The organism is Leptospira inadai serovar Lyme str. 10 (assembly GCF_000243675.2).
In the GTDB taxonomy this organism is placed as follows: Bacteria; Spirochaetota; Leptospiria; order Leptospirales; family Leptospiraceae; genus Leptospira_B; species Leptospira_B inadai.
Genome location: NZ_AHMM02000025.1, coordinates 1,010,086 through 1,023,655, shown reverse-complemented (window position 1 = coordinate 1,023,655; position 13,570 = coordinate 1,010,086). Strand labels below are relative to the sequence as shown.

General features: G+C 46.1%; 12 protein-coding genes and 1 tRNA gene. 5 read left to right on the top strand and 8 right to left on the bottom strand.

The window, feature by feature from the left end; all coding sequences use genetic code 11:
* Positions 1-4 precede the first annotated feature (4 nt).
* A complete protein-coding gene (locus tag LEP1GSC047_RS20595) occupies positions 5-856 on the bottom strand; it encodes a metal-dependent hydrolase (protein WP_010415266.1) in 852 nt (283 codons plus the stop codon).
* A gap of 507 nt (positions 857-1,363) precedes the next feature.
* Here LEP1GSC047_RS20595 and LEP1GSC047_RS20585 point away from each other — a divergent pair.
* Positions 1,364-1,440 (top strand) — tRNA-Val (locus LEP1GSC047_RS20585).
* 57 nt (positions 1,441-1,497) lie between these two features.
* Here the strand turns inward: LEP1GSC047_RS20585 and LEP1GSC047_RS20580 are convergent.
* Entirely contained in the window at positions 1,498-2,391 is an 894-nt protein-coding gene (locus LEP1GSC047_RS20580) for a HEAT repeat domain-containing protein (RefSeq protein WP_010415269.1), read from the bottom strand.
* 73 nt (positions 2,392-2,464) lie between these two features.
* Positions 2,465-3,028: a polyhydroxyalkanoate synthesis regulator DNA-binding domain-containing protein gene (locus LEP1GSC047_RS20575; protein WP_010415272.1), complete on the bottom strand. Its 564-nt coding sequence runs from the start codon at positions 3,026-3,028 to the stop codon at positions 2,465-2,467.
* 186 nt (positions 3,029-3,214) lie between these two features.
* On the opposite strand from LEP1GSC047_RS20575, the gene LEP1GSC047_RS20570 reads away from it, so the two are divergent.
* Positions 3,215-4,093: a hypothetical protein gene (locus tag LEP1GSC047_RS20570; RefSeq protein ID WP_039935633.1), complete on the top strand. Its 879-nt coding sequence runs from the start codon at positions 3,215-3,217 to the stop codon at positions 4,091-4,093.
* 10 nt (positions 4,094-4,103) lie between these two features.
* On the opposite strand, the gene LEP1GSC047_RS20565 is transcribed toward LEP1GSC047_RS20570, so the two are convergent.
* From LEP1GSC047_RS20565 to LEP1GSC047_RS20545, 5 genes are all read right to left on the bottom strand, one after another.
* Positions 4,104-4,754, bottom strand: coding sequence for a DsbA family oxidoreductase (locus LEP1GSC047_RS20565; RefSeq protein WP_010415277.1), 651 nt, complete (start codon positions 4,752-4,754; stop codon positions 4,104-4,106).
* Positions 4,755-4,866: 112 nt separating this feature from the next.
* Positions 4,867-5,637 (bottom strand): hypothetical protein, encoded by a 771-nt coding sequence (locus tag LEP1GSC047_RS20560; RefSeq protein ID WP_010415279.1) that lies wholly within the window; start codon positions 5,635-5,637, stop codon positions 4,867-4,869.
* Between the two features lie 71 nt (positions 5,638-5,708).
* Positions 5,709-6,224 carry a TlpA family protein disulfide reductase gene (locus tag LEP1GSC047_RS20555; protein WP_010415281.1) on the bottom strand — a complete coding sequence of 172 codons (516 nt, stop codon included), beginning with the start codon at positions 6,222-6,224 and terminating at the stop codon, positions 5,709-5,711.
* A gap of 18 nt (positions 6,225-6,242) precedes the next feature.
* Positions 6,243-7,142 carry a decaprenyl-phosphate phosphoribosyltransferase gene (locus LEP1GSC047_RS20550; RefSeq protein WP_010415283.1) on the bottom strand — a complete coding sequence of 300 codons (900 nt, stop codon included), beginning with the start codon at positions 7,140-7,142 and terminating at the stop codon, positions 6,243-6,245.
* Positions 7,143-7,625: 483 nt separating this feature from the next.
* Positions 7,626-9,203: a potassium transporter TrkG gene (locus LEP1GSC047_RS20545; RefSeq protein WP_020988988.1), complete on the bottom strand. Its 1,578-nt coding sequence runs from the start codon at positions 9,201-9,203 to the stop codon at positions 7,626-7,628.
* Positions 9,204-9,412: 209 nt separating this feature from the next.
* Here LEP1GSC047_RS20545 and fusA point away from each other — a divergent pair, with 209 nt between their 5' ends.
* From fusA to LEP1GSC047_RS20530, 3 genes are all read left to right on the top strand, one after another.
* Positions 9,413-11,533, top strand: coding sequence for an elongation factor G (gene fusA, locus LEP1GSC047_RS20540; protein ID WP_010415286.1), 2,121 nt, complete (start codon positions 9,413-9,415; stop codon positions 11,531-11,533).
* A gap of 90 nt (positions 11,534-11,623) precedes the next feature.
* Entirely contained in the window at positions 11,624-12,289 is a 666-nt protein-coding gene (locus tag LEP1GSC047_RS20535) for an LIC_10271 family cell wall hydrolase (protein WP_010415288.1), read from the top strand.
* 43 nt (positions 12,290-12,332) lie between these two features.
* Positions 12,333-13,562 (top strand): amidohydrolase family protein, encoded by a 1,230-nt coding sequence (locus LEP1GSC047_RS20530; protein ID WP_010415290.1) that lies wholly within the window; start codon positions 12,333-12,335, stop codon positions 13,560-13,562.
* The last annotated feature ends 8 nt before the right edge of the window (positions 13,563-13,570 follow it).

Here is a 13,570-nt window from a genome sequence, read left to right as displayed (position 1 = left end):
TAAATTATATAGTCGCTAATGCTGCGTTCGCTAATTCGTACCCGCCGGTTTGATCCGGATGAAAATCCCGTTTAAAATAAAGCAGAAACGATTTGGAAATATCTTTCCAAAGTAATCCCGCATAAGGCCCGGCGTTTTTCATGTCCGTGAAATATCTTTTAAAACCGATTCCCGGATCCGACAAAATAAACAAATGCTGTATTATGATTGCGTAACCCCAAAACATAAAGGTCGCTACGATAAAACCCAATACCCGTAAAAGATAACTTTTGGATACGGTCTGCAAAACGTCGTAAGCCACGGATTTATGTTCGATCTCTTCGCAGGCGTGCCAGAGCAGAAGGTTTCTCATCTCACCTTCGGCTTGATCGTGTAAATTATGGCGCAACGAAATTTCGCCCATAGTGGCGGTATAATGCTCCAACCCTGCCGTTACGGAAAGCTTCAGTTTTTTGCCGAAAAGAAACTCGAGAATAGGCCAAAAGAATTCGTAGGCCGTTTTTACGTAAAATTTTAGAATCTTACCGACGGGGTATCCTTTCTTCTCCAGCATCTCTAAAGCCTTTTCGTGCTCCTTACCGTGCTGAACTTCCTGTCCTATGAATGCCTTGATATTGTTTTGGAGTTTGGGATCCTGAACTTTATCCGCGAAGGCTTTTACGCTTTTAATGAAGAACCTTTCCCCTTCGGGGAAAATAATGTGATAGGCGTTTACCGTATGCGTGACGAATGAATTCCCCGCGATATAATAATCGGAAAGCTGATCCAAGCCTTCAAAATCCATTTTACGCACGCTCGGTGCCTGCGCATCGATCGGTTTCAAATCCTTCTTTTTACGTTTCGTTTGGACGTTCATAGGTGTCTCCCAGTCAGCACGTCGACTTTTGTAGCGTTTACTATAACCTATGTTCGGAATGACCGCCCGCCGATCCCGGAAAATCCTAGCTAATTCCGAAATCGGTAGGGATTATTGGAAAAATTTTTAAGAACGATCTTCGTCTATCCGGAATCGGAAGAAAAAATCGGCTTTCTCCGGCTGGCGGGAAGGTGGAATTGCAAGCCCAGGATTTTATTCTTCGGTCCAAAATGCGAAGGTTTCAGGAATGGATCCGTATGCGCGTATCTTGAGCGATTTACGTATGTCCTGGAAAAGGGAGCCAAGACAATATTCCCACCCAAACTTTCCGGATTCTCAGCGAAGGCGCTCCGATTTTTCCGAGAATCCGAAAGTTCGACCAAAAGCGTGGTTCATTTCCGGCAATCATTCCGGTTCGAGAGGAAAAAGCGAACCGCAATAAACGAGGAGAACGGTCGGATGAAAAGGCTTTACGACAATGAATGCAACAAAATACTGGTCGCTACCGGGGGATTAGCTCAGCTGGTTAGAGCGCTACCTTGACATGGTAGAGGTCACTGGTTCGATCCCAGTATCTCCCACCACCCGCAAAATTTTCCGCAATCGGCTCTCCGCTTTAGAAAGCCGATTATCCTGGGAGCTTACTTTCCGCTTTGTTCCGTGAACATAAAGCTGGTTGCGGGCATCTTAAATCCGATCACGCTCGCCAAATCTTTTTTAATTTGTTCGCGAACCATCGGTTCCTGCTCGATCAGTAATGCTTCTCTGAGGGAGAATTCTCCCGCTTTCAAATCCACTTCTCCGATCGCCATCGAAGCTCTGTAACGAACCATAGGCGATTCGTCCTTTAAAAAAGAACAGAGATCGTAGAACCTCTGATTCGCAATTCTATTGATGGAAACGATTGCGTTCAAAATGGCAACTTTCGCGAATGAATTTTTTTCCTTATCCAAAGCGGCATTTAGTTGAGGAAGCGTTTCTTTTCGATTCAGATTTTTCAATCCGTCCGCCGCGGATGCACGAATATAGAAATTCGCGTGGCTCAATCCGGAAACGATCGTATCTTCGCTTTCTTTCATATACGGAAGAAGTCCGATGCTTCTTAGCACTTCTCCGACGGAAATCGTAAGGTTATATCCTTCAGGAGAACTGAAACTCGGAATATCCATTTCCTGAACAAGAGGAGACATTCGTTTGAATTCATCCATAAGCGCTGGAGCGGCGATATCCAATTCCATCGCTCCCAGGGCTTGGGCGATCGCAAATTTAAGCGTGGGAGAATTCTCTTCCGATTTGGGGACTTTCGGATTCCCTTTGAGTGCATTCACGAGAGGTCGAACGGCAAATTTGCTTTTAACGAATTTTAGATAATCGGCGGCCTGGATTTTTTCCTCCAAGGTACCGCTTTCCAAATTATGAATTTGTTCGAAGAATAGTTTATCCAATTTATCATGGATGGGTTCCTTCGCCGAAACGGCCGAGGAAACGAATAAAAGTGCACCTAGGAATAGGCTTGAAATTCTGGCAACGGACATGGCCCCCCCTTTCCTCTAGAATATCGGTTTTCGGGTTCTCCGTCTTAACCCGCCGGAGGCTAAGAAAGAAGAATCAGAGAGAGTCTTTGTCTCGAACCCTTTCCGCGATCCTCCGAATTTTCTCCGAAAAGTCCTCCACCGCCAATTCCTTTTCGCCGCCTTCTTCCAATTCTCGACCCACTTTTTTGAGATCTTCTTGGATTTGCTCCCGGTTTTCGCTGGCTCTTTGGGCTAGGTGAGTAAGGAGGTCCTCCCGATAACTTTTGACCTCTTCCAGTTTTAATTCCCCCAAGGCTACCATGCTTTGGAGAATTTTGTCCATTTTTTCTCTGGTGAGATATGCGAGTCCGATTCCGCCCAGAACCAATCGCCCGAATAGAGCGCTGATATTCTTACCCGTTTCACGGATTAACGCCGAAAGCATGTAGTTGGAAAATTCTTCGTTCCTCTGTCCTAGGCTGACTTTTAGGAAAGTCTGACCCAGGATTTTCGGCGTAATATCCTGGCCGGTCATATTATCGATCACCTTGATTTCATTTCCCGCAATAATCATTTCCGCAACATCTTCCAAGGTGATGGTTTTGCTAGTCTCGGGGTCGTACAACCTTCGGTTTGCGTATCGTTTGAGTACCTTCATTCGGGCGTTTGCCTTTGCCTCGAAAAATCCGAGACCGATGCGCTGGATCCAGAACCGAATAAAGGAGGAGTCCGTTTTTTGTTTCGGATTGCCTTTCTAGTTGCGGGTTTTTCGCAACGCACCAATTCTAGGATCGGGTTAAAATCCCCAAGGTCAAGGAAAAAACCCGTTCTATTCCAAGCTGGTATGAATCTACTCTCAGACGTTTTACTTCTAAGACGACTTACTCCGGAAGAGCGGGAATTTTTGTTAGCTCTATTAAAATGGAAAGGAATTTCATTTTTCGAATGGGTGACCTCTTCGGGTTTTCCTTCCGTTTCGAAAGACACTTTACTCTGGAAGATGGATGCGCAACCGGAAGACATTGCGCAGACAAAAGATTGGTCTCGCGAAGCCTGCTTACTCGGAAGGTTTGATCAGGAAGAAAAGAACGCTTTTTTGCGAGCGGGAACGAATCGAATCTACGATTTAACCTCTTTCCCCCTGGATGAATTTCCGATGTTTCGCCCGAACAAACCGATTCATCCCGAAACGATTCTACTGACGCAGAACGAAAATTTATATTATAGATACAGGTCCCTATTTAGAGCCGCCGGATCCAACGCATATTGGTGTAGAGATATTTTCGGACTTCCGAATCTTTTAAAAGAAACCAAGCCGGGACTGCTGATCCTGGACGCCGAATCGTTCGAAGCCCGGGAATTAATCGAGAAGCTTCGCCCTATTTTAGGCGTTCCTTACTATCCACTTAGTTTTTGTTTAATCGATTTCGGAAGAGAAAACGTTTATCAGGACCTGGCCAGAGGTTTAAAGGATCTGGCAAAGGCGTTTTTTGATCCTAAGGATCTTTTACTTTTCATTCGAGATCGCTTCGCGTTACGGTCGGCTGACGAGGAATCCGGATACCAAGCTATCGCCTGGGGGGGAAGTCCGCGAAATATCCGAGAATACGAATTTCCCAATATTCCGAAAATTCCCGAAGATAACGGACAGTCCGTTCTTAGGATCCGTAGAATGTTTCTCTGGTTGGGAGACGGCGCAGTCCGTGGAGATTCTTCGACGTAAAAACTTCGATTTACGCCTCTTCCAATTCTAAACGATCGAATACCTGTAAAAATAGTTCGACAGGTTGCGCCCCCGAGACCGCATATTTCTCGTTAAAAATATAAAATGGAACTCCGGTAACGCCCAGATTCTTCCCTTCGATTTCCTCTTTTTCGATTTCCGATAGTAGCGCCGTATCTTCCTTTACGGATGATAATTCCGCTTCCGGGACTCCCGCTTCCCGAAGGCTCTCCAAAAGGACGGATTCGTCCGATAAATTTTTTCCGTCCGAAAAAAAGTTCCGGAAGAATATTTCGGCCAGCTGGGATTCCTTGTCGTATCGCTTCGCTTTACGAATTAAAGCATGAAGAAGGAACGTGTTAGGTTGATGACCTTTATCTAAATTAGAAAAAACTAAACCATCTTCCTTCGCTATATCCGCGACTCTCCCCGTCATCGAGCGGATTCTTTCCAAAGAGCCGAATTTTTTGACCATATGAGATTCGCGGTCTTCTCCGTCCTGAGAAATGTCCGGATTCAACTCGAACGGTTTCCAATTGACTTGTATCGAATCAGTCGGATGCGTAGCCTTCCATTGTTCTATAGCGCTCTCCAATCGTTTTTTCCCGATATAGCACCAAGGGCATACGACGTCCGAATAAATTGCAATTTCAGTCTTCAAGGAAAATGTCTCCTGTAACCGTTAGACTTACAAGCCAGTTCAGAATTGCATTCTTTTTTTGCGGGAGGATAGAATGGTCCGGAAAAAAAAGAATCCTTACTTATTCTAGATTCTATTCTTCTTCCAAAAGTTCCTCGCCTTCCAAAGCTTCCAGACCTCGATGAGGAAACGCCTGTTCGTAAAACAAAGCGGAAAATAAGTTGAAATCCTCGTCTTCCGGCAGGTTCTTTTTTTCCCAGTACTCGTTCCTACGCTTGATCAATACCGAAATGGTTTCGTCCTCGAGAGAGAAGGCTTTCCCTCCTTGATTGAGTCGACGAACCAGCCAATTCAAATTATGTAAAGTGAACGCTCCTAAAAATTCCAAGGCGGCTAAGGACGGCTCCCTCTTCATCAATGCTTCGGTATGGTACAAGGGAATTCGTAAATAATAAGGATCCTTCGTTTGCATGTACTGCTGGTATCCCGAAGAAACGGATTCGAAAAATTGAAGCGTATTTACGTACGAGGTATTTATTAATTTTTCTTTTTCGGGATATAAACGGATAATTTCCATCAAATCGATGAAGCTATCCTTTTCCCTCGCTTCTCTTAATATCGCATCCTGAGGCGCGGGTCTCGGTTCCACGTCGATCAGCTTTACGAATAGATATTTTATTTCATACGCGAATCGAGACTCCCGAGGGATGTAATATTCTATCCAAATAGGTTCCTTATAGTATTGAATCAGTTCTTCGGCGGGAAGGTCCGGAGTAACGCTTAACGACTTGAGTTTTTTTACGTCATCGGTGATTACTTTCTTTCCGCCGACTCTGGTCCGCGAACGTTTAATTTGACGGAGCTCGCTTTTATTCAGTAACGGTTTCGGTTTGTACGAGTCCATTTTAGAATCCTATCGGAATCGGAGGCTCGGTAATTCAGAGCCGACTCACGATATTCTAGTAGATTCGACGATTAAGGCCAAAAGATTTTCGCCCAGAGCAAGCGGAGAAAAATGCCCAACGGGCTCATGATTCCGGATTCCGCAAAACGAACGTTTCCGTTTCCGTCTAAAATATAAAAACTAGGATATCCGCCGATATTCCAATCTCTGAGAAGAATCGGGTTCCCCGGGATTACGGGAAAATCGATGGATTTTTTTCGGATATATTCGTTTAGAGCGACCGGATTTTCGCCTTCTTCCACGCTTAAAAACCTAAAACCGGATCTTTCCTTTAACAACGAAGCGTACCACTTAACGAGCGGAAGATTCGTAGTACATACACCGCACCAAGTCGCCCAAAAATAAACCACCGTCGTTTTCCCTTTTATTTCCGCTTTCTTCCCTTCCGGAATACGAAACTCCATTCCTTCCAAACTCAATATAGGCTTGGTATCTAAAGCCCTAAACCAAGCTAAAAAAAACGTGGCGAAAAGGAGCAACAGGAGCGCTGCACCGTATTGAAAAGCACTCTTTGTCTTGGCGTTCATCCTTTCTTTAGACTCGGCTTACAGGTGAATGGGTAAGCTTTGGCCGGGGCCGGAATACATTATCCAAACCACCAAAAGAAGCCAAATAAACCCGGCAACCAACACCCCTAAATCCGTCAAAATGGCTCTCGTAGGATTGTGACCCATATTCTTTATATAAATGATGTACAAAGAGCGAAAGATGGCGTAAACAACGATCGGAATCGTATAGACCATCTTATCCGTTCCTAAATTTTCGATCGTAGTCGGACTCGTCACATACATTACGTAGGTGACTAGGGTCATGGTTGCGACGATCGCCATCATCAAATCCAGAAAGTTTACGGAATACTCTTCTAAAATCTTTCTGTGCCCGATCGCCCCATCCTCGAGAATGATCAGTTCCCCTCTTCTTTTTCCGAAGCCCCAATAAAGGGCCAACATAAAAGTACAGAGTAAAAGCCAGGATGAAAAGCTTACTCCCACTACGACGGAGCCGGCTACCGCTCGAACGACAAAGCCGATTGAAATACTCATGACATCCAAGATCACCATGTGTTTAAGAAAACGGCTATATATGACGTTGAAAACCAGGTAGAATGTGACTAGATAAAAGAATTCAGGCTGTAAACGAAACGATAAGATCAGAGTTCCCGAAAGTAATATCGCCGTAAGAAAAAGCGCAACCGTAGGCGTAATCGCACCCGAAGCTAACGGACGGTGCTTTTTTTCCGGGTGCAACGCGTCTTCCTTTCGATCCAGAAAATCGTTAATCACATATTGACAACTCGCAGTCAGTGAAAATAGGAAGAATGCAGCGACCGCACGCTCGACGGATTCTAGTTCTCCGAGTTTTTTGCCAAAAATAATCCCCGCAAAGAGAATAATGTTCTTAACCCATTGATGAGGTCGGAGTAGCTTGATATAAGACACTAGCATTCTGGCTCCAAAGAGAAATGTCGTTCGTGAAGGACAGGATGTCGTTCTTCGCAAGAGTTTCAATTAAAAACTGATTCGAAATCGTGAAACAGAGGACGTGGAAAAATCCTCTATAACACAGGAATCTTTCCATAGAGCATGGAAACCCGGCTCATCAATGTTCTGTCCTCAGTCCTCTGTCTTCCGTCCTCTGAAAGACAGAAACTGCTAGATGTTGGAAAGGCAGCCGAGGTAGGGGAAAGATCTAATATAACACAAGAATCTTCCCCTAGAGCATGGAAACCCGGCTCATCAATGTTCTGTCCTCAGTCCTCTGTCTTCTGTCCTCTGAAAGACAGATGCGTTCGCTTCGCTCACGCTAGACAGAAACTGCCAAACGTTGGAAAAGTTACAGAAGTATAGGAAAGATCCCCTTGTAACACAGGAATCTTTCTTTAGAACATGGAATCTCCGCTCATCAATGTTCTGTCCTCTGCCCTCTGCCTACCCTACTTGAATCTTGACGCCGTCATCTTTCGAACCGAGACTGCCCAAACCGGAATGTCCCGTAAAAGCGATTAAAAGAGTAAATACCCCGACTCTCCCGACATACATTATGCAAGGGTAAAAGAATTTCTCCAACCCGGTAATATAAGGCGTCAAACCCTTTGTCAAGCCGACAGTGCCGAAAGCGGACATCACCTCGAAAAAGATATCTTCGATCCCGTGCCTATGCTCGTTCGTAATGGTGATCACCAACATAAAGAATACGATGGCGATCGTCGCCAGAAAGTAGATTCGAGTGGAAATCGCGACCGAGTTCTTGGATACTTCTTCGCCCATGATGGTTACTCTAGCCTGGGGATTGATTACGTTTCTCAAATACATTAAGAGAATTACGAAAGTCGTAATCTTAATCCCCCCGGTCGCACCCTGAGGACCGCCTCCCACGAACATTAAGGAGCAAAGGAGAACATAAGTCGGACTTCTGATTTCCGAAAGATCGAACGTATTGAATCCCGCCGTCCGAGACGAGACGGAAAGAAAGAATGAATTGAATAGCTTATCCATGAAACCGAATTTTCCGATCGTATCCGGATTGTCCCATTCCGCAAAAAGAATCCCCAACCCTCCGACATGCACCAATATTAAGGATCCATAAAGAATCACCTTCATTTGAATGCGATTCGACTCTCCGTGCAGGGCTTCTCGGTATAGATTCAGGCGATCCTCGGCCCAGAAGGACAGGCGGATCAAAAGCAGGTAAATCCAGGAAGGCTCCTTTCCTTCCTCCAACGCTCGAGACATCAAATACGTCTCCATCGCGACTTCGATGCGATTCATAATTTTGCGAAACGTTTCCAACAACGTTTTCTCGAAGAAGATTATGACGGGAAATCCGATACCTCCCATCACGATCAATCCCTGTATAATGACAAGACATACCGGCTCGCTCGCAAGAAAACTAACGTCGTCCACGATCGAAAACCCCGCGTTATTAAACGCGGATACTGCGGTGAATAAACTCAGGAAAAGCCGATTCGGGTCGCCGGGCAATTCGCTTAAATTTTTCGGCATGAAGAGATAAAGTAGGAGAGCACCCAGTAATTCCAACGAAACGGAAATATTAACGATCGAAAACAATATTCTTTTTACGTAATGTGCTTTCTTTGAAGATTTCTCCGTTCCGTCTTCGGATTCATGCGAATCGATCGCTTCAAAAACGAATGACGCGATTCGAGTGCTCCGAGACAACCCTCTAACGACTAGTATTCCGACCAGTACCGTAAAAGTAATAATCCCTAGCCCGCCGACCTGGATCAAAAACATCATGATCACCTGAGTGGAAAATGCCAGCTCGCTGACGGAAACGGTCGTCAATCCGGTGACGCAAATGGCGGAGGCCGCGATGTAAAACGAGTCGGGATAACCGAGTCTGCCCGATTCGGAAGCATAGATCATAAACGAGCCGAGCAGGATCGCCCCGGCAAAGCCTAAACACAGGATTCTAGCGACCGAAAGCAGTAAAAATGCCCGGGCGATCCGATTGATGTTTCTCTTAAAAAATTTAATCGACTGCATGGGGTGAGGGGAACCCTCTTCCGAAGGGATATTTTTTTCAGGTAAGTAAGCCAGGCAATGAAAAACCTGGCACTCGGAGTTCCAGGTAGGAATTCGATTAAGAATATCTTTACAAATGAGGCGCTTCTAGAAATCTGGTAAGAATTAGGGCTCCTTTACCCTGGGAGCCTTTGACGTTTTTATAACCCAATCTTTATTACGAGGACCCTATGAGTACTGCCGTCGCGGATTTTAAAGCCAGTGAAAAACTCCTCAAAACCAGGAATATCGGAATTTCCGCCCATATCGACTCCGGAAAGACCACCCTGACAGAGAGGATTCTATTCTATACGAACCGTATCCACGCTATTCACGAAGTTCGTGGAAAAGACGGAGTCGGCGCGAAAATGGATAGCATGGAGCTGGAAAGAGAGAGAGGGATTACGATCCAATCCGCAGCCACCTACTGCAAGTGGAAAGATTATACCATCAATATCATCGACACTCCGGGCCACGTGGACTTTACGGTCGAAGTGGAACGCTCTCTTCGCGTGCTCGATTCCGCTATCCTAGTTCTTTGCGGCGTTTCCGGAGTTCAGTCTCAGTCCATTACCGTCGACCGACAGATGCGTCGTTACAACGTACCTAGAGTCGCGTTCATTAACAAACTGGACCGAACCGGAGCCAACCCGTTCCGAGTGATCGATCAACTTCGCGAGAAGCTCAAGCATAATGCTGTGGCCGTCCAAATTCCGATCGGCTTGGAAAACGACCTTCAAGGAATCATCGATTTAGTAACGATGAAGGCCGTTTACTTCGAAGGAAACGGAGGAATGCAGATCGTCGAGAAAGAAATTCCGGCGGAACATTTAGAGCTCGCTCAGAAAAAACGCGAAGAACTCTTGGATGCTGCTTCGATGTTCTCGGACGAACTCACGGAAGCTATGCTCGAAGGCGAACCTACGGTGGAACAGATCAAGACTGCGATTCGGAACGGTACGATCGCGTTAAAATTAACCCCGGTTTTTATGGGTTCTGCGTTCAAGAATAAAGGCGTTCAGAAACTCCTTGACGGAGTTTTAGATTATCTTGCGTCTCCGGTAGATGTCACCAACAAGGCTCTTGACGTTAATAATAACGAAGACCAAATCGTACTTCCTTCCGATCCGGAAAAACCCCTCGTTTGCCTCGCCTTCAAGTTGGAAGACGGACGTTACGGCCAGCTCACATATGTAAGGGTCTACCAGGGTAAAATCCAGAAAGGTATGACGATCTACAATATGTCCAATAACAAGAAACATAACGTAGGGCGCCTCTGTCGGATGCACTCGGATGAAATGGAAGACATCGATTCTGCGGAAGCAGGAGATATCATCGCTCTTTTCGGAATCGATTGCGCGTCCGGAGATACGTTTACCGACGGTAAAATGAAAGTTTCCATGGAGTCCATGTTCGTTCCGGCTCCGGTGATTTCTCTTACCATCGAAGCCAAGGAATCCAAACACCTAAACAATTTGGCAAAAGCCCTCAACCGCTTTACCAAAGAAGATCCGACTTTCCAAACCCACGTCGATCAGGAATCCGGCCAAACTATTATTAAAGGAATGGGAGAGCTGCACCTCGAAGTCTATATCGAGCGGATGAAGCGCGAATACGGTGTGGAATTGGTCACGGGAGCTCCTCAGGTCGCATACCGAGAAACGATTACTCAACGCGCGGACTTCGACTATACCCACAAAAAGCAAACCGGTGGCCAGGGTCAGTTCGGTCGCGTAGCCGGCTTTATCGAGCCGATTCCTCAGGAAGAGGGAAAAGATTACGAATTCGTAAACGCTATCGTGGGCGGATCGATTCCCCGCGAATACATCTCCTCGGTGGATAAAGGATTCAAGAGTTGCTTGGATCGCGGAAGCCTGATCGGCTTCCCGATTATCGGTGTGAAGTTGACCATCAATGACGGGTCGTATCACGATGTGGACTCTTCGGATATGGCCTTCCAAATCGCAGGCCGTTACGCTTTCCGCCAAGGTTTCTCAAAAGCAAGCCCTCAAATCCTCGAACCGATTATGAGAGTGGAAGTGGATGGACCGGCGGAATTCCAAGGAGCCATCCTTGCTTCTTTGAACCAAAGAAGAGGGATGATCCTAAACACTACGGAACAAGACAGCTACTGCAAAGTGGAAGCCGAAGTTCCCTTAGCGGATATGTTCGGATACTCGACCGTCATCCGTTCCTCCACCCAGGGTAAGGCGGAATTCTCGATGGAATTCTCCCGCTATGCACCGGTGCCACGGAACGTTGCGGAAGAGCTGATGAAGAAATACAAGCCGCACTCGAAAGACGAAGATTAATCCGGATCTTTCGGGATTTTTCCTCGAAAAGGGAGCCGTCTGAGGCTCCCTTTTCTTTTTCTATGCCGCGGATTTGCCGATACCAAAAGTATGCGGGAATGTTTCCGAATCCGTCCGATTCTGTTTTCATTGACGGCCGGAATTCTATTTTTACTCTCGCAAGCTTCCGAAGGCGGTACCCGCTCACCCTCGGGATCCCACACCGTCCAATTCAAGGAAACGGCATTTTCCATCGCCAAAAAGCACGGAATCGATTGGCGCCTTCTCCTAGAATGGAATGGCAAGAAAGAATCCGACGGATTACGAAAAGGAGAAGTCTTAAGATTGCCTCCGAATCCGTCAAAGAATTCAGCTCCAAAAGGAGAACCGATAGGGCTCGGAACGGCATCGACTCGACCGAAATTCCGAAAGCCGTTGGAAAGGCTTCCGCCGGTAGCGCTTCCTTTTTCAAAAGTAAGTTATTATCCGAATAAGGGAGTTCTATTCAAAGCAGGAAGACATAAGGAAGTACGGACAGTCTCCGAGGGAAAGGTTGTTGTGGTGGACCAAATGGACGGCTATAGGAAATATATTATTTTAGAGCATAGCGGCGGGTATTCCACGATCTATGCGAATTTGCGTTCTGTCGGCGTTAAGGAAGGAGAAAGCGTAAAAAAAGGCGCAACCGTCGGCGAATTGGAAGAAGGGAGGGGACTGTATTTTCAGATCAATCAAGGAGCGAAAGCTCTCGACCCGATCCCTTTCGTCAGCCGGTAAAGAACTAAAAACGAGTCTTACGACGGGAAATAAATAGAACCTGATGGAATGGGAAATTATTAATGCAAGAGCCGTGACTCCCGCAGGAATCCTGGAAAACGCGACGATCCGCGTAAAGGACGGGAGAATTGCGTCCATCCGTAAAGGAAGACCTTCCGATAATCTTCCGATTCGCCTGAATCTCGGAGGGATGTTCGTATATCCTGGATTAATCAACGCTCACGACCACCTACTCGGTTCCTATCTTCCGAAGGTAGGAACCAATCGTCCTTATCCGAACTGGCTTCCTTGGGACAACGATCTCAAGTCCTCCGTCGTCTTTGCCGAACGCCAACAATTAGAGCCCGAGCAATTATACTTTTTAGGATCTTATAAAAATTTAATTAGCGGAGTTACCTCTGTCCAAGATCATATTCCGCATTTCGTCCAGGAACCTTTTGTCGATCGAGTCCCGCTTCGCATCCTGAATCGATATACTCTTGCTCACAGTATTTGTTCCTATTCTCTAGGATGGGGTGACGGTCCCGCAATCGAATACGAAAGAGCCAAAAAAGCGGATTTGCCGTTCATAACCCATATAGCCGAAGGATTCGACGAAGAATCCGAAAATTCGGTCCAAATCCTGGAGTCTCTCGGCGGTTTGGGAGAGCACAGCGTATTAGTGCATGGAATCGCCTTCGACGAAGCGGACATACGATCCATAGCAAAAGCGAAAGCGCATTTCGTCTGGTGCCCCGAATCGAACCTGTATATATTCGGAAAAACGACCGCAATTCGCGCTATTTTAGAGGCCGGGATCAATGTCAGCCTCGGTACGGATTCCCCCTTATCCGGCTCCTTGAACATCCTAGATGAAATTAAAAATGCGAGATCATTTTTTAGGAAAGAATACGGAGAAGATCTGGATGCAAAGATGATTTTCCAGATGGTTACGTCCAATCCGGCAAAAGCATTCCGAATCTCTAAGGATTTGGGAAGTTTAGAAGAAGGAAAAATTGCGGATATCCTGGTGCTTTCTTCAGAAAAGGAAGACGCCTACGAAGCGCTCTGCTCTGCTGACTTGGACTCGATACGATTAGTTATCAATGATGGAAAACCGGCATATGGTGATCTAACTTTGAAAGAATTTTTCGACGAAACTGGAATTCTTGGACGCGAAATAAGGATCGCGGGAACCGATAAATACCTTGCAGGAGATCCCCTAGGGTTGGTAGAATCGGTCACTCGCGCCCTTGGTTACAAAAAGGATTTGGCATTTTTTCCCATCGGGTGAGATTTAGA

What these genes read in the sequence shown, in the direction of transcription:
- LEP1GSC047_RS20595 (WP_010415266.1), bottom strand. Translation starts at nt 856, where the DNA reads ATGAACGTCCAAACGAAACGTAAAAAGAAGGATTTGAAACCGATCGAT.
- LEP1GSC047_RS20580 (WP_010415269.1), bottom strand. Translation starts at nt 2,391, where the DNA reads ATGTCCGTTGCCAGAATTTCAAGCCTATTCCTAGGTGCACTTTTATTC.
- LEP1GSC047_RS20575 (WP_010415272.1), bottom strand. Translation starts at nt 3,028, where the DNA reads ATGAAGGTACTCAAACGATACGCAAACCGAAGGTTGTACGACCCCGAG.
- LEP1GSC047_RS20570 (WP_039935633.1), top strand. Translation starts at nt 3,215, where the DNA reads ATGAATCTACTCTCAGACGTTTTACTTCTAAGACGACTTACTCCGGAA.
- LEP1GSC047_RS20560 (WP_010415279.1), bottom strand. Translation starts at nt 5,637, where the DNA reads ATGGACTCGTACAAACCGAAACCGTTACTGAATAAAAGCGAGCTCCGT.
- LEP1GSC047_RS20555 (WP_010415281.1), bottom strand. Translation starts at nt 6,224, where the DNA reads ATGAACGCCAAGACAAAGAGTGCTTTTCAATACGGTGCAGCGCTCCTG.
- LEP1GSC047_RS20550 (WP_010415283.1), bottom strand. Translation starts at nt 7,142, where the DNA reads ATGCTAGTGTCTTATATCAAGCTACTCCGACCTCATCAATGGGTTAAG.
- LEP1GSC047_RS20545 (WP_020988988.1), bottom strand. Translation starts at nt 9,203, where the DNA reads ATGCAGTCGATTAAATTTTTTAAGAGAAACATCAATCGGATCGCCCGG.
- fusA (WP_010415286.1), top strand. Translation starts at nt 9,413, where the DNA reads ATGAGTACTGCCGTCGCGGATTTTAAAGCCAGTGAAAAACTCCTCAAA.
- LEP1GSC047_RS20535 (WP_010415288.1), top strand. Translation starts at nt 11,624, where the DNA reads ATGCGGGAATGTTTCCGAATCCGTCCGATTCTGTTTTCATTGACGGCC.
- LEP1GSC047_RS20530 (WP_010415290.1), top strand. Translation starts at nt 12,333, where the DNA reads ATGGAATGGGAAATTATTAATGCAAGAGCCGTGACTCCCGCAGGAATC.